This is a genomic window from Algoriphagus terrigena DSM 22685, assembly GCF_000429445.1.
Classification (GTDB): domain Bacteria; phylum Bacteroidota; class Bacteroidia; order Cytophagales; family Cyclobacteriaceae; genus Algoriphagus; species Algoriphagus terrigena.
In genome coordinates this window covers 111223-134126 of the sequence record NZ_AUBW01000011.1, presented here as the reverse complement: position 1 = coordinate 134126, position 22904 = coordinate 111223, and the positions used below count along the sequence as shown (strand labels likewise).

The 22904-nt window shown below is 48.5% G+C and carries 17 protein-coding genes and 1 tRNA gene; 4 read left to right on the top strand and 14 right to left on the bottom strand.

What is annotated here, in order from left to right; genetic code table 11:
* Genes nrfD through G459_RS0111750 form a run of 3 tightly spaced genes read right to left on the bottom strand, consistent with a single transcriptional unit; the run spans position 1 to position 5765 of the window.
* A complete protein-coding gene (gene nrfD / locus G459_RS0111760; RefSeq protein WP_026967828.1) occupies positions 1 to 1365 on the bottom strand; it encodes an NrfD/PsrC family molybdoenzyme membrane anchor subunit in 1365 nt (454 codons plus the stop codon).
* A 17-nt stretch (positions 1366 to 1382) separates the two neighbouring features.
* Positions 1383 to 4466 (bottom strand): TAT-variant-translocated molybdopterin oxidoreductase, encoded by a 3084-nt coding sequence (locus G459_RS0111755; protein ID WP_026967827.1) that lies wholly within the window; start codon positions 4464 to 4466, stop codon positions 1383 to 1385.
* 39 nt (positions 4467 to 4505) lie between these two features.
* A complete protein-coding gene (locus tag G459_RS0111750) occupies positions 4506 to 5765 on the bottom strand; it encodes a c-type cytochrome (protein WP_026967826.1) in 1260 nt (419 codons plus the stop codon).
* Positions 5766 to 6130: 365 nt separating this feature from the next.
* On the opposite strand from G459_RS0111750, the gene G459_RS0111745 reads away from it, so the two are divergent.
* The 3 genes from G459_RS0111745 to G459_RS0111735 all read left to right on the top strand — a co-directional run bounded on the left by G459_RS0111745 (position 6131) and on the right by G459_RS0111735 (position 9123).
* Positions 6131 to 6201: transfer RNA gene (locus G459_RS0111745), tRNA-Cys, on the top strand.
* Positions 6202 to 6409: 208 nt separating this feature from the next.
* Positions 6410 to 6880, top strand: a complete 471-nt coding sequence (locus G459_RS0111740; RefSeq protein ID WP_026967825.1) for a (2Fe-2S)-binding protein — start codon at positions 6410 to 6412, stop codon at positions 6878 to 6880.
* A gap of 2 nt (positions 6881 to 6882) precedes the next feature.
* Positions 6883 to 9123, top strand: a complete 2241-nt coding sequence (locus G459_RS0111735) for a xanthine dehydrogenase family protein molybdopterin-binding subunit (protein ID WP_026967824.1) — start codon at positions 6883 to 6885, stop codon at positions 9121 to 9123.
* A gap of 5 nt (positions 9124 to 9128) precedes the next feature.
* Here the strand turns inward: G459_RS0111735 and G459_RS0111730 are convergent, their stop codons facing one another.
* From G459_RS0111730 to rpsA, 3 genes are all read right to left on the bottom strand, one after another.
* A complete protein-coding gene (locus G459_RS0111730) occupies positions 9129 to 9536 on the bottom strand; it encodes a hypothetical protein (protein WP_026967823.1) in 408 nt (135 codons plus the stop codon).
* 62 nt (positions 9537 to 9598) lie between these two features.
* The gene (locus G459_RS0111725) at positions 9599 to 10852 is read right to left on the bottom strand and encodes a hypothetical protein (protein WP_026967822.1); all 1254 of its coding nucleotides are present in this window, start codon (positions 10850 to 10852) and stop codon (positions 9599 to 9601) included.
* Positions 10853 to 11105: 253 nt separating this feature from the next.
* Positions 11106 to 12884, bottom strand: a complete 1779-nt coding sequence (gene rpsA / locus G459_RS0111720) for a 30S ribosomal protein S1 (protein ID WP_026967821.1) — start codon at positions 12882 to 12884, stop codon at positions 11106 to 11108.
* A 424-nt stretch (positions 12885 to 13308) separates the two neighbouring features.
* On the opposite strand from rpsA, the gene G459_RS0111715 reads away from it, so the two are divergent.
* On the top strand, positions 13309 to 14037 hold the full coding sequence (locus tag G459_RS0111715) for a lysophospholipid acyltransferase family protein (RefSeq protein WP_342664328.1): 729 nt from the start codon (positions 13309 to 13311) through the stop codon (positions 14035 to 14037).
* Here G459_RS0111715 and G459_RS0111710 read toward each other — a convergent pair.
* The 8 genes from G459_RS0111710 to G459_RS0111675 form a co-directional block, all read right to left on the bottom strand.
* On the bottom strand, positions 14015 to 14671 hold the full coding sequence (locus G459_RS0111710) for a DUF2189 domain-containing protein (RefSeq protein WP_026967819.1): 657 nt from the start codon (positions 14669 to 14671) through the stop codon (positions 14015 to 14017). The two genes, G459_RS0111715 and G459_RS0111710, sit on opposite strands and share 23 nt — an antisense overlap.
* Before the next feature lie 193 nt (positions 14672 to 14864).
* Positions 14865 to 16232: a cystathionine beta-synthase gene (locus G459_RS0111705; RefSeq protein ID WP_026967818.1), complete on the bottom strand. Its 1368-nt coding sequence runs from the start codon at positions 16230 to 16232 to the stop codon at positions 14865 to 14867.
* 175 nt (positions 16233 to 16407) lie between these two features.
* Positions 16408 to 18045 (bottom strand): putative ABC exporter domain-containing protein, encoded by a 1638-nt coding sequence (locus G459_RS0111700; protein WP_026967817.1) that lies wholly within the window; start codon positions 18043 to 18045, stop codon positions 16408 to 16410.
* Positions 18038 to 18754: an ABC transporter ATP-binding protein gene (locus tag G459_RS0111695; RefSeq protein ID WP_026967816.1), complete on the bottom strand. Its 717-nt coding sequence runs from the start codon at positions 18752 to 18754 to the stop codon at positions 18038 to 18040. The genes G459_RS0111700 and G459_RS0111695 overlap by 8 nt, the downstream gene beginning before the upstream one ends.
* Before the next feature lie 593 nt (positions 18755 to 19347).
* Positions 19348 to 20274, bottom strand: coding sequence for an aspartate carbamoyltransferase catalytic subunit (locus G459_RS0111690; RefSeq protein ID WP_026967815.1), 927 nt, complete (start codon positions 20272 to 20274; stop codon positions 19348 to 19350).
* A gap of 2 nt (positions 20275 to 20276) precedes the next feature.
* Positions 20277 to 20825 carry a bifunctional pyr operon transcriptional regulator/uracil phosphoribosyltransferase PyrR gene (gene pyrR / locus G459_RS0111685; protein ID WP_026967814.1) on the bottom strand — a complete coding sequence of 183 codons (549 nt, stop codon included), beginning with the start codon at positions 20823 to 20825 and terminating at the stop codon, positions 20277 to 20279.
* 34 nt (positions 20826 to 20859) lie between these two features.
* Positions 20860 to 22482, bottom strand: a complete 1623-nt coding sequence (locus G459_RS0111680) for a hypothetical protein (RefSeq protein ID WP_026967813.1) — start codon at positions 22480 to 22482, stop codon at positions 20860 to 20862.
* The gene (locus G459_RS0111675; protein ID WP_026967812.1) at positions 22479 to 22877 is read right to left on the bottom strand and encodes an EVE domain-containing protein; all 399 of its coding nucleotides are present in this window, start codon (positions 22875 to 22877) and stop codon (positions 22479 to 22481) included. Before G459_RS0111675 ends, G459_RS0111680 begins: the two co-directional genes overlap by 4 nt.
* Positions 22878 to 22904: the final 27 nt, after the last annotated feature.

Below are 22904 nucleotides of genomic sequence, written 5' to 3'. Positions count from 1 at the left end.
TTATTTATTCACTTTTTCGGATGAAGACTTAAGTACAGATTTCACTTCTGCCATGTTGATCACCGGGAAGAACTTCGCAAAAAGGAAGAACAGGGTGAAGAATAAGCCGAAGGTGAACAAGTAAACTCCGACATCAGCCCAAGTTGGGTAAAACATCGCCCAAGAAGATGGCAGGTAATCTCTGTGCAGAGAGGTCACGATGATTACAAATCGCTCAAACCACATCCCGATATTCACCACAATAGACAAAGCAAAGGTTGCTACGATGGAAGTACGGATTTTCTTAAACCAGAAAAGCTGCGGAGAAATCACGTTGCAGGTCATCATGGACCAGTACGCCCACCAGTAAGGACCGGTTGCACGGTTGATGAAAGCGTATTGCTCAGCTTCAACTCCTGAATACCAAGCGATGAAAAACTCGGTGATGTAGGCAATACCTACGATCGAACCCGTGATGATGATGACTATGTTCATCAGCTCGATGTGACCGATGGTGATGTAATCTTCCAGTTTGTAAACTTTACGGGTCACGATCATCAGCGTCAACACCATCGCGAATCCTGAGAAGATCGCTCCCGCAACGAAGTATGGAGGGAAGATCGTGGTGTGCCATCCCGGAATCACAGACGTAGCAAAGTCAAAGGATACAATCGTGTGAACTGAAAGTACCAATGGAGTAGCCAAACCAGCAAGAATCAGAGAAACGGACTCGTAACGCATCCAAGATTTGGCAGCGCCATCCCATCCGAACGAAAGAGCGCCATAAATGACTTTTCTCAAACCAGTCGCTCTGTCTCGGATGGTAGCAAAATCTGGAATCAAACCGATGTACCAGAAAACCAGGGAAACTGAAAAGTAGGTAGAGATTGCAAAAACGTCCCAGAGTAGCGGGGAGTTGAAGTTTACCCAAAGCGAACCAAAGGTGTTTGGAAGCGGAAGTGCCCAATAAGCTCCCAGCCATGGACGCCCCATGTGAAGTACCGGGAACATCGCTGCGCAAATAACCGCGAAGATCGTCATCGCTTCAGCAGCACGGTTGATGGACGTTCTCCATTTCTGTCTGAAAAGCAACAATACCGCTGAGATCAGTGTACCGGCGTGACCGATACCTACCCACCACACGAAGTTGGTGATATCCCAAGCCCAGCCGACGGTCTTGTTAAGACCCCACATACCAATGCCTTCCCAAACAGTAGCAACTACTGCGATAGATCCCAAAGCCAAAACACCGGCAGAAGTAAGGAAAGCAAGAAACCATCTGATATTTGGCTTTGCTTCTACATGGCGCGACACGTCATGTGTCACGTCGTGGTAGGTTTTACCCCCGGTAACTAACGGATCGCGTACGGATGAAGTAACCTGCATAGTTTATAAAATTTTGATTACGCTTCGTTTTTTTCTTTATTCCTGATTTTGGTAAAGTACCAAACGTTTGGACTCACGTTGATCTCTTCCAAAACGTGGTATGCTCTCTCCTCACCCACTTCCTTAGCTGCGGCATCAGATTCTTCAATCTTCAGCAACTTGGACACGCGGCTTTCCGGATCGTTCAAATCACCAAATACAAGTCCTCCACCCGGACAAGCCTGAGCGCAAGCCACATTGATGTCGCCATCTTTCACTTTGCGCATTTCACGCTTAGCTTCCAACTTACCGGCTTGGATACGCTGCACACACATGGAGCACTTTTCCATCACCCCTCTGGCACGTACTGTCACGTCAGGGTTGAGGACCATCTTGCCCAAATCATCATTCTGAGCCATGTTGGCTACAGCGAAGTCTTTGTTGTCGTGGTATTTAAACCAGTTGAATCGACGCACTTTATACGGACAGTTGTTGGCACAATACCTCGTACCGATACATCTGTTGTAAGTCATTTGGTTTAGACCCTCAGAAGAGTGGGTCGTTGCAGCTACTGGACATACAGTCTCGCAAGGAGCGTTGTTACACTGCTGGCACATCATCGGCTGGAAGGTCACCTCAGGATTTTCTGCGGCGATTTCCATTCCGGCGAGATCGTCGGCAGGAGCATCTGAAGAATAATAGCGGTCGATTCGGATCCAGGCCATCTCTCTTCTGTTGAGAACTTCCTGCTTGCCGACTACCGCGACGTTGTTTTCTACCTGACACGCTATGGTGCAAGCGCCACATCCGGTACAGGACGACATATCGACAGCCAATCCCCAGTGATGCTGGCTGTATTTGTGACCACCCCAAAGGGAAATCTTGGATGGTTTGACAAACTCGCCGTCTTTGTAGATTTCAGGCTTGTATCTGCCTGCAGAAGCATCTTTTTTGTATTCACCAAGCGTAGTTTCCTGGATAACGTTTTCACGTCCCATGAAAGTTTGGTGGGTTTGCGTACGGGCGATCTTATAAGAATCACCTGTCACAGCTACTTCAACTCCAGCAATCAGGTCGGTCTGAACAAATCCTTTGGAGACATCCAGGAGATTGTAGGCATTCACCCCTACTCCATTGCCGGCTCTGCCAGCGTGGGTTCTACCATATCCGATCGCCAAACCGAAGGTACCGTTAGCCTGACCTGGCTGGACCAAGATCGGAACGACGAGGGTTTTGCCATTTACGGTCAACTGAGCCTTTTTGGTATGTTCCTCCACCATGGTAACGCCGTTGTCGTTGGCCCACTTCTGAGAAACGGTCAGGTAGTTATCCCAAGTAGCTTTGGTGATCGGATCGGACATCTCTTGTAGCCAAGGGTTGTTGGCAAACGTGCCGTCTCCCATACCTATCTTGGTATAGATCACCAACTCACTTCCTGCATTGTCTGCTTTGTAGCTTTTGGCAACCTCAGCCGCCGATGCTGAAGTGTCTGCAATCGCAGGTACGCCCACCGCAGGAGCAGTAGTGCCTATGACGCCTTTGTAAAGCGCTCCATCCCAAAACTCCTGGAAAGAAGCTGCCTCTGCACCGTAAGCCGGGAAGAACGCCTCAGTCCAGTTGGCCTGGAGGTAATCGTAATAAGAAGTTGTATTTCCAGCCCAGGTCAGGAAAGAGTCCTGCGCCTGTCTTGTGTCAAAAAGAGGAGAAATCGTAGGCTGAGCCAAAGAATACTGGCCTTTTTTCGGATTGAAATCATTCCAAGACTCCAGGAAATGATGATCCGGAGCAACGATCTGTACCAAAGAGGCTGTTTCGTCAAGAGTTCCGTTGGTAGCGATACTTACTTTTGCTTTGGCAATGCCCTCAGCGATTTCAGCTCCGCGTGGATGATCGTACACTGGGTTACAGTTGTAGAAAATCGCTGCTCCAACTTGTCCGCCTTTCAGCTCAGTAATGAATTGATTCATTCTGGCATCGTCTCCTTTTCTGTAGTACACAGGATTGGAGAAGTCGACTGTGGAACCGTTGGCGCCTAGGAGGTCGTTGATCGCATTGATGCCCATCTGGACATTAGGATCATTTGAACCGGAGACGACCAGACCCAGCTCTTTCGCAGCCCAAAGGTCATTTGCAGCCTGCTCCAAATGCGCGATCTCTACCGCAGGTGCGGAAAGAGTCGGTGCTCCGGCTTTTTTGGCAATGGCATTATACAAGGCCAAAACCGCCAAGCCGCTTTGAGAAGCTTTGATGGGGGTTCTGTAGTCCGCATTGGCACCTGCGAGCGAAAGATTGGACTCAAACTGGTAGTGACGGGACATTTCCGGCTTCTCTTTGGTCACTTTTCTGTTGGCAGTGTAGCCTTCAGAGTATTCAGTAGGAGAAATCCAAGTACCCAAGAAGTCAGCGCCAAATGATACAATCACCTTGGCTTTATCAAATCTATAATCAGGGATCATGGCCTGGCCGTAAGTGGCCTCCGCTGCCTTGGCGATCCCGTAGTTAGATCTGGGATCGTAAGTGATCACCTCGACAGTTCCCAATGCTGTCGCAAAATCCTGGATTGCTCTCTCAGTAGAGGGAGACAAGATGGTATTGGTTACGATCTTGATGGAACCTGCAGAAGCAAGTTTGGATTTCACCTGCTCGTCGACTGTCTTCCAGTCAGACTTGGCTCCTCCCACCATCGGGCTTGCCAATCTTTCTTTATCATAAAGCGAAAGAACCGCTGCCTGCATGATGGCGCTGGTTCCTCCTCCATTAATAGGAGAAAGCTCGTTCCCATCAATCTTGATCGGACGACCTTCTCTTGTTTTTACCACAATTGACGCGTAGTCACCTCCGGCTGAGTAGGAAGAAGCGTAATAGTTTGGAATTGACGGATTAATGTCAACCGGCTTATTTACGTATGGAATGGCTTTTCTGACCGGAGCCTCACAAGCCGCCAGTGTAGCTGCCGCCAAACTGAAACCCATTACTTTGAGAAAATCTCTTCGGGACGCACTGCCTTCTTCATTGAGTACGGTGGGTAGTTCCGCAAACTCCTTGTCGGCATGCTTCACAAACTCCGCATCGTTGCTGAGTTGCTCGAGCCCCTTCCAGTAGGTTTTTTTATTTTCCTTCATTTTTATTTCTAGGAATGAATTAGCTAAAAGGATAAGGAATTAATAGTGGCACTTCGCGCACTCCAAGCCACCGATGTCTTTTACTTTCAGAGCATCTTTGGAGTCAGAGTGAAGTTGGACCAGCTTATCGTAGTATGCATTGCCTTCTGTAGCAATTTCAGTTTGTCTATGGCAATCGATACACCAGCCCATCGTCAGCGCGCTGTGTTGCTTCACCACTTCCATCTCCTGAATCGGACCGTGACAGGTCTGGCATTCGATACCACCGACAGCTACGTGCTGGGAGTGGTTGAAGTAAGCCAAGTCAGGAAGGTTGTGAACTCTCACCCACTCGATGGGTTGGTTGTTTTCCACCGCCGCGTAGATCTTGGCGATCTCTGGAGAGACTCCTTCTTTGCCTCCCACGTTCTGAATGTGCGTGTGGCAATTCATACAGATGTTTGGAGAAGGGATGTTAGCAGATCTTCCGATTTCAACACCGGTATGGCAATACTGGCAGGCAATTTCCTTGTCACCGGCATGCAGCGCGTGAGAAAAAGCAATCGGCTGAGCGGGAGCGTATCCTTGCTGCACACCTACTGAGTAAAGTCCGTCAAGCGCAGTCTTTGCCACCAGCGCAATCACCAGGGCAGTCACGACGATAATAAAGCCGTCACTCTTAAAAATCTTTCCGTAGTCTGTCTTCTGAGACACGAACTCTTTGTCGTCTTCAGGCAGATCCTGCTTGTTGATATATTTGGTCAATACAGAGATAATCAATCCCAAGACCACCAGGATCAGCACCAAGACAAGAACAAGTACACCAAGGATGACCGTCAGGTATTCGCTCGGAATCCCTCCGCCTGTAGCGGCCCCAGCTTCACCCCCAGCCGTTACAGCTGCAGCAGCTGCCGGATCCACTTTGTCACCATGCTCTATATAAGAAAGGAGATTGTTGAGATCGTCGTCAGACAAAAACTCGTGAGACGGCATTTGCAAATTATACTCCTTGAAAAGCGCCACAGCGTAGGCATCCCCGGAAGCTATTACAGCAGTAGAGTTCTTGATGAAGCTTTTGACCTTATCAGCACTCTGTCTGTCGGTAGCTCCTCTCAATGCAGGGCCGACACTCTTTTGATCTAGCTTATGGCACTGCTTGCAATTGGCATTGAAGACAGTTTTACCTGCTGCAATTGCTTCGTCGCTGCTTGCCACTGCAGGGTCTGCAGCGTAAGCCGAAACCCCAATCAGCATGAAAAGCAGCACTGCCAGTGTCTGGAAACTCAATCGAATCCCTACTAACGAGCGTTTGGATAACATATTTTTGCTAATTAAATAGTTTTTAAGGTTCTCTTTAACCCCTGCAAAGGTACTATCGGAACCCAATTTTTCAAACATGAATACAGGAGCGGACAATCGACTTGCAACCTCATTTTTACCCATATAAACATCTGTAAACCATCTATTTACGAAGTCTGTTTTGAAGAAATATCAATTTAGAATGGTTATAAATAATTAGATTTTTGCACCATTTTCGCACAGTGCTGATAATCAGCATTTCTATATCTAAACCCCTTGAAAATTATCCCGTAGAAAGCAAATTTTATTTGAAGAATGGGACACTTTTCTAAAACCCTTGTTTGGAGAGGCGAATATTAATCCTACATTTGCATTCCGAAAATCATGGTCGCGTGGCCGAGTGGCTAGGCAGAGGTCTGCAAAACCTCGTACAGCGGTTCGAATCCGCTCGCGACCTCACTTAAAAGCATTCGCCTCAGCGAATGCTTTTTTTGTTGCCGCTGATTTCATTTTTACAGCACTCCAGACACCTTTGACCCGCCTTTGACGTTCTGAGTCCTGGTTTTTGATACCCGCTGCTCACGTCTTGATGTAGGCAGTTCGTCAATTCCCAATTGCTTTTCAGCCTGACATTCCCTAGTTTATCATCCAAACGATTGATTGTCATGCCCCAAAATATCACGCTGCGTGTAAACGGTGAAACAAAAACTATCTCTGCCGACCCCGAAGAACCCCTTCTCTACATTCTGAGAGATGAGTTTGCGCTCAGCGGCGCAAAATACGGCTGCGGACTGCACCAGTGCGGCGCCTGCATGGTAATCGCCGATTCCAAAGCCGAGCCGACCTGTCTCCGACCCTGCTCCAGTTTTGAAAATACAGAAATCACGACCCTCGAAGGATTAAAAAAAAATGGCAAACTCCATTCCGTCCAACAGGCCTTCATCGACACCCAAGCGGCACAATGCGGCTATTGCCTAAACGGCATGATCATTTCGGCTGTCGCTCTTTTGGAAGAAAATCCAAAACCCTCTGAGAACGAGATCCGGACAGCCTTAGACCCAGTAATCTGCCGATGCGGCACCCATTCACGATTCATCAAAGCGGTGAAACTGGCCTCTCAAACGCTAAATCAATAAGCATGAAAGAGTTAGAAACAGCCAACGCAAGCCGGCGGTCTTTCCTCAAAAGCACCGGACATCTGATGATCGGATTCAGCCTTTACCCATTTGCATCTTGCGAAACAAAAGGCGCGTCCCTCGAAATCCCGCCTTATGAGGGAACTCCACTCAGACCACATATCGACAATAAGCTGATCGACTCCTGGATTCGACTGGATGCCGAGGGATATCTGACTGTGCTGTCCGGCAAGCAGGAACTCGGGCAGGGAATCAAAACCGCTTTGATCCAGATCGCCGCTGAAGAACTCGACATCGAACCCGCCCGCTGCCGCATCATCAACTCTGACACGGGACAGACTGCGAATGAGGGTTTCACTGCGGGGAGCAACTCCGTGGAAGGAAGCGGGAAAGCCATCCGCAACGCCGCTGCAGAAGCAAGGCTTTACCTGCTCAAGCTAGCCGCGCAAAAATGGAACACTTCTCCTGAGTCGCTAACCGTGGCAAACGGGATCATCAAATCACCCAAAGGCGACGAGATCAGCTATTGGCAGCTTCTGGAGGGAAAGTTCATCGAAGAAAAAATCACCGGAGAGGCCGTCCCAAAAAATCCAAGTCAATACAAGTACGTCGGCCAGTCGGTCAAACGAGACGACATCCAGAAGATGGTCAAGGGCGAATCGCATTTCGTCCACGATCTGAGAATGCCGGGGACGGTTCACGCCAGAATTTTTCACCCGCCGTCTTACCAAGACCGCTTGGCTTCAATCGATCTCAGTGGGATAGAATCCATGCCCGGCGTATTGAAAGTCATCAAAAACGGAAGCTTCCTGGCGGTAGTCGCTGAGCGGGAATATCAGGCAGTAAAAGCTCGTGAAAAGCTAAAATCGCTGGCAGTTTGGAACAAGGCCCCGATTGAAACTCCTTCCGATCAACTCTTTGATTCGATGAAAAGTACGGCCGGCAAACCTGAGGAAGTCAAACTCTCACCGGGGATCGCGGATGTGATCGCAAAAGCGCCGATCAATCACCAAGCGGAATACTTCAAGCCTTACACGATGCATGCCTCTATGGGTCCATCCTGCGCGGTGGCACTTTGGGAAGCGGATCTCCTCACCGTCTGGACTGCCACGCAGGGTGTCTATCCTGTGCGCGGAACCTTGGCCGACCTTTTTTCGCTGGAGGAAGAAAAAATCCGCTGCATCGGAGTGCCTGGCTCCGGTTGCTATGGGCAAAACGGTTCCGATGATGTGTCTGGCGAGGCGGCGTTGATCGCCAAAGAAATGCCCGGCACGCACGTTCGCCTCCAATGGATGCGGGAGGATGAACACAAATGGGAACCCTACGGCACGGCGATGAGCTTCCAGCTTTCGGCAGGGATGGATTCCGATGGAAAAATCCTGGCTTGGGACACCAACGTCTGGTCAGACTCGCACAGCACCCGACCTAATGGCCAAGCGGCAAGTTTCGTGTCGGCAAGACACTTGGCCCCTCCTTTTCCGTTCAAAAAAGGCGGTTTTTCTGGAGGCTCTTACCGAAATGGAATCCCAGAATATACGATTGCGGCAAAGCAGCTTCACCTCTACAACTATTCAGGCCCACTTCGCACCTCCTCTCTGCGGGGCTTGGGAGCGTACGGAAATACCTTTGCAATGGAGTCATTTTTGGATGAATTAATCCAAAAATCAGGAAATGATCCGATTGACTTTCGGCTGAGGAATCTGGAAGATCCAAGGGCGAAGGCGGTGCTGGAAACGCTGGCAGAAAAGACCGGATGGAAGTCCAGACAAAAAGCCGCTGGCTACGGTTTTGGTATTGCTTACTCCCGCTATAAAAATTCCACGTCCTACTTTGCTGTCTTGGCCGAGGTGGAAATCGACCGGGAAGCCAAAACTTACCAACTCAAAAAACTCACAGGTGTGATCGACTCTGGGCTGGTCATCAATCCCGACGGACTCAAAAACCAGACGGAAGGCGGAATGATCCAATCCGCCAGTTGGAGCATGATCGAAGAAGTCCGATACGATCAGGATGGGATCAAAAGCACAGATTGGACTTCCTATCCGATCCTACGGACTATTCAGACACCCGAGATTGAAGTTCATCTCATTGACCGTCCAGATACGCCACCGATGGGGGCCGGAGAAGCTGCGATGGGACCGGTATCTGCTGCGATTGCGAATGCAATCTTTGACGCAACCGGAAGCCGGATCAGAGATTTGCCGCTGAAGGCTGAAAAGATTGATTGGGACGCGATCAGCTAGTCTGCTTATTCAATCTTCTTGAATATATAAGAACATCCTTCAATACACATATAGGGCAAGCCTGGCGAGAGGACGAGATCGCCTTCTTTTTCTCCCAGGAAGTAATTTCGCTCGGGCACCTCTTCTTCGCAATCAAACAGAAACGTCACGGTTCGGTCGGCGACTGTGTAATCACCCTCACCACAAACGAAATAATCGACAGATTTGAATTTTCCACCTGGAAGAAAGGTAATCGTCCGGCCGGAAGCCTCATAGGGAGTCCAATAGTCACCCCCGCCGGTATTCCCCTGAGATTGAAAGTGCTCCCAGGTACCGATTAGGCCCTCGGCAGTCAGTTCAAAAGGCAGGTCATCTTCCCGGTCGCAGGAGGAAAAAGAGACAAGCGCAACAATCCCAATCCAAAAATATTTCATACTCATCAGTGTCAGTTTATGAAAAAAACGGAATCGACCTGCCGTTCGCTACACCGCCAATCTTACAACAACGAAGAAACGTCGATACTTAAGAGCGTGGTGGTCCCCTGCGCGTTGGCGATATTGACAAACAAAGTCTGCCCACTCCAACTCAAACCTACCACGCCGACAATGATCTGCTCACCGTCCTGAAAGTCAGTAACCTGGACTAGCTGCTGCGTCGTGGTATTTTTGACCCACACTTGCTCCATTCCCGATCTGTCGGAGACAAAGGCCAGCAAATCCGAATCTGTGGGACCGAAAGACGGATTAGTATCATTCCAATCAGACACCTCCAAGTCTATCACGGCTTCCGTATTATCCAACCTAAACCCAACCAAATCATAAGAAAAACCACTTGGAGTGTCTTTGGGGAAGGAAGTGCTGTAGACCACTTGGCTGGATTCCGCCGAATAGCTTATCCCCAATACTGTGGGTCTTGCATTCTCTGGATATTCTACTGGGTGAAGAAAAGCCGTATCCGTTTCCGTAAGCTCCATAAAACCTGATTCTCCTGCCTCCAAACTGTCTAAGAAATAGAGCAAAGTCTCATCGTCTTCCCCGAATAGTGGGTAATGCATCTTGTAGGAATTATCCATGACTTGGGTCGCTGTTCCAGTTGCGAGTGCAAATTCACTAAGAACCGAGGAATTCGCTTCTTCACTTACGAACACCAACTTTTCTCCGCCTGCCGACCAGGATGGATATTGGCCATTTTCCCGAACCAACCGCTCCGACTTGCTTGTCAAGTCATACAAAAACACATTCTGGGAACTTCCAGCAGCACCGGCGTCGGACAAAGCATATACTACTTCAGTGCCATCGGGTGAGACTTGCGGGTGAGTGATGTAGTCAAATCCTTCTTTTTGAAAAACAGCCTCCGCAGCCGGAAGCTCGTTGGGGGCGACCATCACACTATTGCTCGGATTCCGGACATTTGCTCTTTTTGCAATCACAAAAAACTCCTGCACCACGCCAGGCTCCAAGCCCTCTATCTGATAGGTCGTCGATCCAGCCGGAGCCTCCCCTAGCTTATAATCAATGCTGGAAGTAAGCGACTTTGCCCATATCTCGTAATAGCTGGCCGGCACAACCGACGGACAAAACCCGGCGCAAATTTGAGCGGAATTCCAAGTGAGCAACACTTCAGTCGGACTGACGATCTCAGAAATCAACATGGGTACCTCAAGCGAAGACCCCTCCGGAATGGGATCATCAAAGCTCTCACAGGATGAAAAAACGAGAACCAACAAAAGTAAAAGTGTGTAATTTTTCATGGTTTGTTCTGAGTCAATCCTGGAAAGTTAACTGGCTCATTGGTTTGTAATTAGATAAATTGAGAGAAAAGGGTTTTGGAAAAGTACCCAAAGCCTAACGAAACACCAAGCGAAAATGCTACAAACGCTTTAGTCAAGTGAAGCTACTGTGTAAAACGCAGCTTCCGGATAAGCAGCTCCAAAACAAAAAAACGCCGACTCTGCAGCCGGCGTTTCTCTATTGTCTAAGATTTAAAGTCTTGCGTCTTTAATCTTACTTTTTACCTTCCATTTTCTCTTTCAACTCAGCAAGAGCATCGATGTCACCCAAGGTTGATTTCTCAGCTTGAGCAGGCATCTCTACTGAATCTTCTTTCTTTTTACCTGGGCCTGCAGGAGCAGCAGCTTTCTTAGGAGCTTTTGCTTCTTCTCTGAAGGTAGCAGTGTGAGAAAGAACGATACGCTTATCGTCTTTAGAGAATTCGGTCACTCTGAAATCCAAAGATTCGCCAACCTCTACTTGAGAGCCGTCTTCTTTCTCCAGATTTTTCACAGTAGCGAAGCCTTCCAAACCGTAAGGAAGCTCAAGAACCGCACCTTTGTCGTTCTTAGAGTTTACAGTACACTTGTGGATAGATCCTACTGGGAACACAGTTTCGAAAGTATCCCAAGGGTTTTCTTCCAACTGCTTGTGACCAAGTGCCAATCTTCTGTTGTCTACGTCAAGCTCAAGCACGGCTACTGCCAGCTCGTCACCTACTTTTACAAACTCAGATGGGTGCTTGATTTTCTTAGTCCAAGAAAGGTCAGATACGTGAACCAAGCCGTCGATACCCTCTTCCAATTCAAGGAAAAGACCGAAGTTGGTCAGGTTTCTTACCACTCCTTTGTGCTTAGAACCTACCGCGTACTTGGTGCTCATGTCGTTCTTAGTCCAAGGATCTTCAGTCAGTTGCTTGATACCCAAAGACATCTTGCGATCGTCTTTGTCCAAAGTCAAGACTACTGCTTCGATTTCGTCACCGACTTTCACGAAGTCAGCTGGGTTTCTCAAGTGCTGAGACCAGCTCATTTCAGATACGTGGATCAGACCTTCTACGCCAGGAGCCAATTCAAGGAACGCACCGTAGTCAGCTACATTTACGATCTTGCCTTGTACTCTTGAGCCGATCTCAAGGCTAGAAGCCAAAGAATCCCAAGGATGGGAAGTCAACTGCTTCATACCCAGAGAAATTCTTCTCTTGTCATCATCGAAGTCAAGAACCACAATCTGAACTTTCTGATCAAGCTGCAATACTTCTTCCGGATGGTTGATACGACCCCAAGAGATATCTGTGATGTGAAGTAGACCATCTACACCACCCAAGTCGATGAATACACCGAAGTTGGTCATGTTCTTGATCACACCTTCCAACACTTGACCTTTCTCAAGATTGTTGAGGATCTCAGCTTTTTGCTTCTCGAGATCTTTCTCGATGAGCACTTTGTGAGAAACTACTACGTTATCATTTGCGTGGTTGATTTTCACCACTTTCACTTCCATCTTCTTACCTACATAGATATCGAAATCTCTGATAGGCTTCACGTCGATCTGAGAACCTGGCAAGAAAGCCTCTACACCGTAGATATCTACGATCAGACCACCTTTGGTTCTTCTCTTCACAAGACCTTCGATCACGCTGTCGTTTTCAAGAGCGCTCTCGATATCCTGCCAAGCACGGACGATTTTTGCTTTCTTACGGGAAAGGATCAACTGACCCAACGCGTTTTCCTGCTCCTCGATGAACACCTCAACAGTGTCACCTGGCTTGATGGACTCCAAATCTCTGAATTCAGAAAGTGGAACCAATCCATCAGATTTGAAGCCGATGTTGATGATTACATCCTTCTCATTGACACCTACTACGGTACCTTTGATGACTTCTTTCTCAGTGATTTCGCCCAATGTACCTTCGTACATTGCGACCATTTGCTCACGTTGCTCTTTGGAATAGCCTTCACCAAAACCTTTGGTGTCGAACGCGTCCCAATCAAATTCTTTTGTACTAGACATAGTTTTTCGACTCTGATTAGCCTCAGTCCCAGAGTCATCGGACTGAAGTTTTGTGGTTAGAAATCAGCACCTTGAATACTCCAAAGCACACCGCTCACTCGAACGGACTGCAAAAGTAGGAAAATAATGTTAAATAAGGAATGCCGAACTTGAAATAATGCATACCGCTTTGATCAAGGATTCAGCGATTTAGGACCACTCATCAGCTGTTGTTTCTTTGAAAAAGGCCTGTCGTACCAACAAAAAATTAGAGGTTGTATAAAAATCCAATAACTCAGTTCATGTATGAAAAGCCATTCTCAGGGGCCTTCGGGCTAAAACTGCCTACGAGAAAAAATTAAGCCTCGCCCCGACGGATCGGAACGAGGCCTGCAAACAAAGAGTTGAAGGTTAATTACGAACCCAAAAATAACGAATATTCCGGATGATCAAATTCTTCCAGTGGATTTATACCATTTATTCAGTGCTGCTGTTTGTCGCACTGATGCTGGTCTTCAGCTTGTTTATCCTGGTTCCGTTACTGATCAGCGAGCGGGGTGACAAGGTATCGTTTTTCTTTATCCGCCTTTGGGCGGGAATTTGGTCCTTCCTCTCGGGCGTCCGCTACGAAGTACATGGGTTAGAGAATATCGATCGAAGCAAGCCTTACATCTACATCTTCAATCACCGGTCCTTCGTCGACGCACCCGTGATCCCGCTGATGATCCCTCAGGAAGTCCGTTCCATCGGTAAAAAGGAACTGTCAAAAATCCCGGTTTTCGGCACGGTGGTCGGCATGCTGGCCGTGTGGGTAGATCGCAGTGATGCGGAATCGAGGCGAATCAGTGTGGAGAAGCTCGTCCGTTTTCTTAATCAGGGCATCTCCATCGTGGTGGCTCCGGAAGGCACCAGAAACAATTCAGCAGAGACTTTGCTTCCTTTTCAAAAAGGTGCTTTTCGCCTTGCTGTCGAAACCCAAATCCCCATCCTTCCGATGGCGATCATCGGTGCGGACAAGATCATGGCTCGGGGTTCTCTTTTGCTTGCTCCGGGCAAAGTCAGGGTCTATTTCTCAGGTGCCATCACTCCTCCCCTTCCTTCAGACACAGCTGTAAATGACCTCGCTGATAAAAGCAGAAACCGGCTGGAGGCTATGATTCTGGCGCATGAATAACCTCCGGCTCCGCCAGCGCATCCCGCGTCAACTCCTCAAAAACTGCATAAATCGCAAAATAACTCACCGGGATTGTCACCAAAATCCCGATAAAAAAACACAAGAATCCTAGGATGTTGAAGACTAGCAGCACGATCACAAAGCCAAAGAACTTCCACCAATTCTTGGTGATCAGTTTAAGGCTCAGCTCTAGGGAAGTCCAAAAATCTGTACCGGAATATAAGGCAAAGGGAATGGCAAAAGTAAATGCCACGGCCAGGTAGATTCCGGGAATGATCAGTAACAGAATTCCAAAAAAGATGATAATTCCAGACACCAAAGAGGTGACAATCAAGATCCCCCAATAGGAAAAACCGTCGAAATAATTGGAGAACTGAACCTCCACACCGCGGCTGATTCGGTTGGCTACGAGGAAAAATCCCGCTGTCAAGGCTGGGGAAATGATAATACTGATCAGCAGACTGAAATCTTTAAGATATAAAGTCGAAAGCCCCTGAATGGAGAAAATCAACATCGCAAAGGCGACCGAATTTAGGGGCTGAACCTTGAATATTTCCCAGCCCTTTTTGAGACTTTCTTGGATACTGAACTCGGGGTATTGCTGAAACAGCTTTTGAATCTGTGATGGTGTCATTGCTACTGATGTACGCTTTCTATCGAGTAACGGACATTTCGGACTTCCGAACTCCCGATATTTTAGATTTTTGATGCTTCGGCTACGCTCAGCACAAGTTTACAATTTACGGGCTTTCAGCCGGTGCTGAACACCTTACCGCGCCGCTTGTAGCCATTTTTCAATCTTACAATCTTGAAATTTTTCAATCCACTCACTTCGTAAACGCCTCCAGGATGTCGTGCTTGGTGATGATGTGAATATTATCCAGGCTATCACGGACCAAGACCGCCTTCTCTTTTTCAATCATCGAGGACAGCACGTCCAAGGTAGAATCCAGCGCTACAAACTGCATGGAGCTTTCCATCACCTCAGCGACTGTCGCATCCTTCAGCGTTGGATTTTCGATGATCTTGGACAGAAGCTTGTTGTCTGTCAGGCAGCCCACGACTTCCTCGCCTTCCAGCACGGGAATCTGGGAGATGCTTCGCTCGTTCATCAGCGCAATCGCTTCCTTGACAGAATCGGTTTTTTTCACAGAAAGCAAATGATAAGTTCCTGCTCGCAACGCAATGATATCTCTTGCGGTCGAGAAGGACTTGTCTTCCAAAAAGCCGTGATTCCTCATCCACTCGTCATTGTACACTTTTCCGAGGTATCGGGTGCCGTGATCGGGCAGGATGATCACCATTCGGTCCCCTTCTTTCAGGTGTTCTTTGGCATATTCCAGCGCTCCATGTACCGCCGATCCGCAGGACCAACCCACAAAAAGCCCTTCTTCTTTAGCCAATCGACGGGTCATCACTGCAGCATCTTTGTCTGTCACTTTGATAAAGTGGTCAATCAGACTGAAATCCACATTTTTAGGCAAGATATCCTCTCCAATTCCTTCGGTCAGGTAAGGATAAACTTCCTTTTCATCGAAGATCCCGGTCTCCTTGTATTTTTTGAAAACCGAACCGTAGGTATCGATCCCGACGGTTACAACGGCAGAGTTCTGCTCTTTGAGGTATTTGGCGGTACCGCACATGGATCCGCCAGTGCCCACACCGGCTGCATAATGGGTGATTTTCCCATCGGTATCGTTCCAGATTTCCGGCCCGGTCGTCTCGTAGTGAGCGAGCGAATTGGACAGGTTGTCGTATTGGTTGGGGTAAAAAGAATTGGGAATATCACGGTTCAGCTTCTTGGCAACCGAATAGTAAGACCTCGGATCGTCAGGTGTCACATTGGTCGGGCAGACGACCACTTCCGCACCCACAGCCCGGAGGATGTCAATCTTCTCCTTGGACTGCTTATCAGCCATGGTGAAGATGCACTTGTAGCCTTTGGCGACTGCGGCCAGCGCCAAACCCATCCCGGTATTGCCGCTCGTGCCTTCGATGAGCGTACCGCCCGGCTTCAATAGCCCGGCTTTTTCTGCATCCTCCACCATCTTGATCGCCATCCGGTCTTTCATGGAATTGCCCGGGTTGAAGTATTCCACCTTTACTAGCACCTCGCCTTTGATGTCTTTGGCGAGCTTATTCAGGCGGATCATCGGCGTATTGCCGATGGTATCGATGATGGAGTTATAGATCATGGTCAGTTACATTTGGTTGGATCAAAATTAAACGAATTTTCCGGCTAGCGGCGAGGCTCGAACTTTTATACCAAATTATATTTTGCTAACAACCCTCGTCATTTCGGGAGTTCCGATTCGAGCTATCAGGTAGTCGAAGCGGTTGGAGCCAACCGGCGAACTGCCTCCTGAAAACCTACACTTCCTTAAACTCAATCCGCTTCAGCACATCCAGCGTCACATGAAGTAAGATCGCCGCGACGAACGACAACCCAACGACTCCGGTAAGCAGTGTCCATACGAATTGCCTGGTGATCAGAAACACGATTATGCTCAGGATCACAGGTGGAATAACTCCAAAAAAGATGATGCCTCCGATCATAAACGGCTTGATCAATTTGCGGTCCCAGCCCTCGTCCAAGCCGACCTGGGGAATGATATTAATGGCGAAACCGATCAAATAGCAGACGACAATCCCGACCACAAACAATGGAATCAGCCAGATACTCACATGTGCCAAGAATACGGACGGCACGATCAGGATTACCGCAAACAACACTGTCTGCACGATATCCAGCTTGATCATATTCCAGAACTTCGAAGTCCAAGTCGCCGGAATAAGGATGAAAAATGGCTTCTTCAGATCGCCGATATTTGCCCTGCCGATCCCTGCCATGAAGTAGAAAAAGAGCATGAAAAGCAGGTAGAAATACAGCACTTTGTGCGAAAACCAGTCGAAGTTGGACAGCCCGGCCAGGACAATCCCAATCACTGCCATGCTGATCGTATAGATCCCGATGATCGGATGAAAATCCTGACGACTGCTGTGGATGTAATTTCTCCAATAAAGCGCCTTTGCTCCGGCGCCGAAATCCGGCAAAGCCAATTGTTTCTTTGTATTCAGGCTATAGCTTCCCTCATCCACGCCTTGTTTGCCCCTCACTTTCTCCAGCTTATCCTCATTCGTCTTGGTCGCTTCCAACACATCCTCGTAGTAATAGCCCGCAAAGCGGATGACCAACTTCACGACGGTATAGTAGGAAAGTCCATACAAACCCAGATAGCCAAATGCTAAAAGCAGATTTTCATGTGTGGCATAACTAATAATCCCCCGGCTCCATCCGACGAGGGGAAACAAGTCAAACCACGGCGATGCCACCCAGGAAAACATCCCCTGCCAGAACTTGTCAGCAAGAAATCCGGGGATCAGGATGATCAAGCCCAAGGCGACGCCGAGTCCGATCACACCCCCGCGGATGTAGTCCATCACCCCATATTTGGTATGGAGCGTGTAAATCAAAAAACGGATGGGAAAGACCATAAACATGAAAAGAGCAAACCCCAGGATGATAAAAATCCCTTTCCCAAGCGTCAGTTCAAACTGGCTGGTTAACTGACTTGCGCCATAGATCACAAAAAGGATGGCTCCACCCAGCGACGGGATGATGGATCTCGCCATGTAGTAGAGCAGCAGGTTTTCCGGCTTGACCGGAGCGGTGAAAAGGAGGTTGACATCCGCCATCTTGAAAAAACTCACGTTGCTTTTGGTCGCCCGGTACAGCTGAAACACCAAAAATCCCAGCGCCAGGATTGTGATCCCTCCGACTACATTTTGCATGGCAAAATTCGTCTCAGGCAAGCCATCAGCGCCCAAGTCCTGAAGCTGATCGAAATCCCCAGATTCCCTTTTCTTGGTTCCCTGAGAATAGACAAACGTAAAGTATCCCACCAATATCCCGTATGGAATCAGCCGGAGGGGATTGCGAAGGATAAGCTTGAGGTTATTGATCAGAATCCAAAAGTCCTTCTTGAGCAAAAGTCTAATCTCAAGCATCTTTTGTCATTTCTAGAAACAGATCTTCCAAGGTCGATCCCTCACTTTGTTCAGCCTGTTGTTTCAGGTTTGCGATGGTGTCGTTACCGATGATGCGACCATCTTTGAGGATCATAATCCGGTCCGCGATTGCCTCCACGCTGTCGATCATGTGCGTACTGACGAGCACGGTCTTGCCTGCTTCCTTCAGACTTTTGAAGATTTTTTTAGTATTCTTGATTGCCTTGGGATCCAGCCCGATCATCGGTTCGTCAAAAAACAACAGCTGCGGATCCGGCAAGAGCGCACAGCAGATGGACACTTTCTGGCGCATTCCTTTCGATAGATCCCTTCCCAGTTTGTTTGCTTTGTCGTCCATTTCAAAAAGCTCCAAGAGCTCATTGCCCCGCGCCTGCCAATCCTTCACGCCGTATGCCTGAGCGATGAACTGCAGGTGTTCCTTCACAGTCAGCAGATCATAGACATAGGGTGTCTCAGGGATGTAGCTGAAAAAGCGCTTGGCTTCCACGCTCAAGTGATCGAAGCCGCCGATTGTGATTTCGCCGGAGGTTTTGCGAAGCAGACCCACAATGCACTTCATCGTGGTGCTTTTCCCTGCTCCGTTTGGACCGAGCAAGCCCACGACTTCGCCTCCATCCAGATGAAATGTAATGTCGTCGACCGCATTTTGCTTGCCGTACTTCTTGATCAGATTCGTTACTGTGAGCATGAAAAATTCGTTTTGCGAGTTTCAGCATTATATCGTCCTGCTGCAAGAAATCAGGGAATAAATGTAGAGGATGTCGGATGTCCGGTGTCGGATGATGGGTGTTGGGAATTGAAAGATTGTAAAATTTCAAGATTGAAAAATTAGTGCTGAAAATCGGGAAACTGGCTACTTCGGGCCAACTCCCCCTTGGTCCCGAATCCCAGTGTGGAATGCTGATCGCAGTCAAAGGGGACAGGGGGATTTGAGATCGAGAGCCAGAATAAACCGAAACAAGCCTCAGTCTCTTCCGAGCATAAGAAGTTACCTTCCGAAGTAAACTCTCCTACTTCCGAGGATAAAAAGTCAGCCTCCGAGGTGAGCTCTCCTACCTCGGAGCATAAAAAGTTACCCTCCGAGGTGAACTTTTCTACTTCCGAGGATAAAAAGTTAGCCTCCGAAGTAAACTATCTTACTTCAAAACATAAAAAGTTAGCCTCCGAGGTGAACTCTCCTACCTCAGAGCATAAAAAGTTACCCTCCGAGGTAAACTATCCTGCTTCCGAGGATAAAAAGTTAGCTTCCGAGGTGACCCTACTGCTACTGGTCACTGAATCCTACCCCTTTATCCCCGCCAGCAAGTACAAGACCGCCATTCGGACGGCTACGCCGTTTTCGACCTGATTGAGGATGATCGAGTGCTCGGAATCTGCTGCGTCTGAGCTCAATTCCACGCCTCGGTTGATCGGTCCTGGGTGCATCACCACGATCTCTTTGTTGAGTGACTGCAGCATCTTCTTGTTGATTCCGTAGTAGAGCGAATACTCTCTCAGGCTCGGGAAATACTTGATCTGCTGACGCTCCAGCTGGATTCTTAGGACGTTTGCGACGTCACACCATTGGAGGGCCTTCATGACATCCAGCTCCACTTTTACTCCCAGGCTGGCGATGTATTTTGGTAACAATGTAATCGGTCCACAGACCATGACTTCGGCTCCAAGCTTTTGCAGGCAGAAGATATTTGATAGCGCGACTCGGGAGTGAAGGATATCGCCGATGATGGCGATCTTCTTTCCGGTCAGGTCGCCGAGCTTCTCACTCATCGAGAAGGCATCCAGCAGGGCCTGCGTCGGATGTTCGTGTGTGCCATCTCCGGCATTGACAATATTGGCGGTGATATTTCTGGATAGGAAATGCGGTGCTCCGGGGCTTGCATGGCGCATGACAACCATGTCCACCTTCATCGCCAGGATATTGTTGACCGTATCCACGAGCGTTTCCCCTTTTTTCACCGAGCTGTTAGCGGATGAAAAATTGACCACGTCGGCGCTGAGGCGCTTCTCCGCCAGCTCAAAGGAAAGGCGGGTGCGGGTGGAATTTTCGAAGAAAATGTTGGCAATGGTAATGTCGCGAAGGGAAGGGACCCGCTTGATCGGTCGGTTGATCACTTCCTTAAAATTGGCAGCTGTATCGAGAATCAGGCGAATATCTGTCTCAGTGATATCCTTGATTCCAAGCAGGTGTCTGGTGCTGAGTTGCGACATGTTTAACTTTTAACTTTCTCTGTGATCCAAATTGCATCCTCGGAATGATCCGGACCGGCCCACTCCACCACCACATACTGACTGTCCAGGGTATTGACTTTCATCCCAAAATAATCCGGCATGATCGGATAGTCCCGCGTCAGCCTGCGATCCACCAACACCATCAGTTCGACCTTTTGAGGTCGGCCAAAAGCAATCATGGCGTCCATTGCGGCGCGGACCGATCTGCCTTTGTAGAGTACGTCGTCGATGAGGATAACTTTTTTCCCCTCTACCAAAAAATCGATCTTGGTCTCATTGGCCTTAAGCGGAAAGTCCCTTCTTCGGAAGTCATCCCGGTGGAATGTCGCATCAAGGTAACCCGAGGGCACTTTGACTCCGGAGATCTCTTCCAGCAGGGTGACGACTTTGTCCAAAAGTATGGTGCCACGGGGTTGAAGTCCAAGAAGTACTGTGTTTTCGAAATCGTCGTGATTTTCGATGAGTTGATAGCAAAATCGCTTCAGAGTGATGGCGATCTGCTGCTGATCGAGTACAAGCCGCTTTTGCATGGGTTGGATTTGGGCGTAAATATAGAAAATAAAACTAGTCCTGAGCTTCCTCAGGCTGGTACAAATCCCCGTCCACCAAAATTTTGCTCATAAAAAACACGTCCCGCACCTCCTCTTGATTTTGGGAATTCAGAAAGCTGATCGACTGCAGACCGGTCAGGATAAAGTAGCGATCGTACCAATGCACCAACCGGAGTGTCTCGATGTCCGTGTATTTTATCCGGTCGTTTTCGTCCGGCAGCTCCAGCTCAAAGCTCATCTGCTCAAATACCTTTTCCCCGTTTCTGAAAAAACTGGCTTTGATCACATCGTCCTCGGCATAGAGATGATACAGGTCATCTCCCACGACCGCGATTTCTCCAAAAGCTGCAGAATAGTACGTGGAAAACCCTCCGTACGTCGCCGAATTATCCCAAAGCACCTGTCCTGATTTAGAAACTTTCACAAAATGAGCTGATTCGTACTGATACTCGTTGGTCGCTGTGACCATCTGCGCTGGAGGATTGCCCGGGGTAGTGAAGGGATCTGTGTAGTAAGAGGGAGCATATCCCATCCGATTCATGCGGTCATAGCGATAGGTGTTGGACGTAGCCCAACCACCAGACCGTCCTCCCCTGCCACTGACAATATTGAGCTGATCAAGGTAGATATAGTAGGCATCTCCCACTTCCCTGACGTCGCGGATCGAGTAGGTGTTTCTGATGATTGGCACTTTGGGTTTCTCAAGTTCCTTCAGAACCTCCTGATCTTTTTTTATTTTTTGCTTTTCCGGCAGGTAGTTGAAGAAATTCGGAAAATCTTCAAGCGTGTAAAGCTTAAATTCGTATTCACCGAATTCATTGATCTCCATAATATACAGTCCCTGATAGGCGCTCCTGCTGTCCAGCCCATACGAGCCGATCATCACCTGCTGGTAGTCCTCATCCGCCAACAGCAAGCCTTCCAATATCTCCTGATCGGGCGTCCCGAATTGATCGACCTTGATCTCGCGGATCAAATTCCCCAACATGTCAAATGTGACGATCGAAGTCTCGCGGTCTTTATACTGCCCCCTGCGGCTGATGACGACCTCCAGGGATTCCAATGCCGGCATCTTACGAATCTGCAACACCTGCGTATTGTTGCCATACACTCCCTGGACGGTGTGGATGCTTTTATTATCAAGATCGAAAATCTGAAGCACCGGCCTTCCTTCCGAATTCCCCATGAAGACCGCCTTGCGATTTTGGACTAGGAACTCCACCAAATCGATGCTTAGCAAGTTTTCCGCAGGAAATTCATATCCTTGGTTTGACTCAAGATCTACCTGCAGGATGTACTTGTCTGCATTGGTAGAATGGCCCTTTGTCATCAGGACATAAAGACTGTTTCCATCAATATCGTACCCGATCATGTCGTATCCGGGTCTCATACTCAGCTCTATCAACCCTTTGGTTTTTAGATCTTGGTCACTGACGAAAAACTGAAACGCCTTATTGCCCGTGAAGCCTTTCTCCTGAAAAGTGCGAAAAGACACCAGTCCATCCGGAATTCGCATCATCTCAAAGGTGGGGTCATATTGCGCCCCGAGCACCTCAAATCTGGCAATAGACTTCACTTGGGCCTCCGACGCTACACCCAAAAAAACTCCCATCAAGAGTATAAGAAGCTTTCTCATTTGCCCATTGCTAAAATCAGGTTGAATTCGTCCTTAGCCACCGACATGACCGAGAGTCTCGATTGACGGAGCATCAGCATCGCCGAAAGCCGATCCTCAGATTTGATCTTCTCCAGACTTACGGGATTGTCAAGCGCCTGCTTTACTTTGAGACCCACAGCGACCCAAGCTTCGTCCTTGGGATCGGGAAATGCCTCCCGACTTACTTCGGCCACCCCGACCACCGCTTTGTCCTTTCCGCTGTGGTAGAAAAGCACCGGATCGCCGATATGCATCTCTCTGAGAAAATTCCTAGCCTGAAAGTTTCGTACTCCGTCCCATACATCCTCCCCTTTTTTCACAAAATCCTCCCAAGAATAGGAGTTGGGCTCCGTCTTGACCATCCAGTAATTCATAGGTTTTGTTGTTTGGTTATTGGGTTG

What these genes read in the sequence shown, in the direction of transcription:
- nrfD (WP_026967828.1), bottom strand. Translation starts at nt 1,365, where the DNA reads ATGCAGGTTACTTCATCCGTACGCGATCCGTTAGTTACCGGGGGTAAA.
- G459_RS0111755 (WP_026967827.1), bottom strand. Translation starts at nt 4,466, where the DNA reads ATGAAGGAAAATAAAAAAACCTACTGGAAGGGGCTCGAGCAACTCAGC.
- G459_RS0111750 (WP_026967826.1), bottom strand. Translation starts at nt 5,765, where the DNA reads ATGTTATCCAAACGCTCGTTAGTAGGGATTCGATTGAGTTTCCAGACA.
- G459_RS0111740 (WP_026967825.1), top strand. Translation starts at nt 6,410, where the DNA reads ATGCCCCAAAATATCACGCTGCGTGTAAACGGTGAAACAAAAACTATC.
- G459_RS0111735 (WP_026967824.1), top strand. Translation starts at nt 6,883, where the DNA reads ATGAAAGAGTTAGAAACAGCCAACGCAAGCCGGCGGTCTTTCCTCAAA.
- G459_RS0111730 (WP_026967823.1), bottom strand. Translation starts at nt 9,536, where the DNA reads ATGAAATATTTTTGGATTGGGATTGTTGCGCTTGTCTCTTTTTCCTCC.
- G459_RS0111725 (WP_026967822.1), bottom strand. Translation starts at nt 10,852, where the DNA reads ATGAAAAATTACACACTTTTACTTTTGTTGGTTCTCGTTTTTTCATCC.
- rpsA (WP_026967821.1), bottom strand. Translation starts at nt 12,884, where the DNA reads ATGTCTAGTACAAAAGAATTTGATTGGGACGCGTTCGACACCAAAGGT.
- G459_RS0111715 (WP_342664328.1), top strand. Translation starts at nt 13,309, where the DNA reads ATGATCAAATTCTTCCAGTGGATTTATACCATTTATTCAGTGCTGCTG.
- G459_RS0111710 (WP_026967819.1), bottom strand. Translation starts at nt 14,671, where the DNA reads ATGACACCATCACAGATTCAAAAGCTGTTTCAGCAATACCCCGAGTTC.
- G459_RS0111705 (WP_026967818.1), bottom strand. Translation starts at nt 16,232, where the DNA reads ATGATCTATAACTCCATCATCGATACCATCGGCAATACGCCGATGATC.
- G459_RS0111700 (WP_026967817.1), bottom strand. Translation starts at nt 18,045, where the DNA reads ATGCTTGAGATTAGACTTTTGCTCAAGAAGGACTTTTGGATTCTGATC.
- G459_RS0111695 (WP_026967816.1), bottom strand. Translation starts at nt 18,754, where the DNA reads ATGCTCACAGTAACGAATCTGATCAAGAAGTACGGCAAGCAAAATGCG.
- G459_RS0111690 (WP_026967815.1), bottom strand. Translation starts at nt 20,274, where the DNA reads ATGTCGCAACTCAGCACCAGACACCTGCTTGGAATCAAGGATATCACT.
- pyrR (WP_026967814.1), bottom strand. Translation starts at nt 20,825, where the DNA reads ATGCAAAAGCGGCTTGTACTCGATCAGCAGCAGATCGCCATCACTCTG.
- G459_RS0111680 (WP_026967813.1), bottom strand. Translation starts at nt 22,482, where the DNA reads ATGAGAAAGCTTCTTATACTCTTGATGGGAGTTTTTTTGGGTGTAGCG.
- G459_RS0111675 (WP_026967812.1), bottom strand. Translation starts at nt 22,877, where the DNA reads ATGAATTACTGGATGGTCAAGACGGAGCCCAACTCCTATTCTTGGGAG.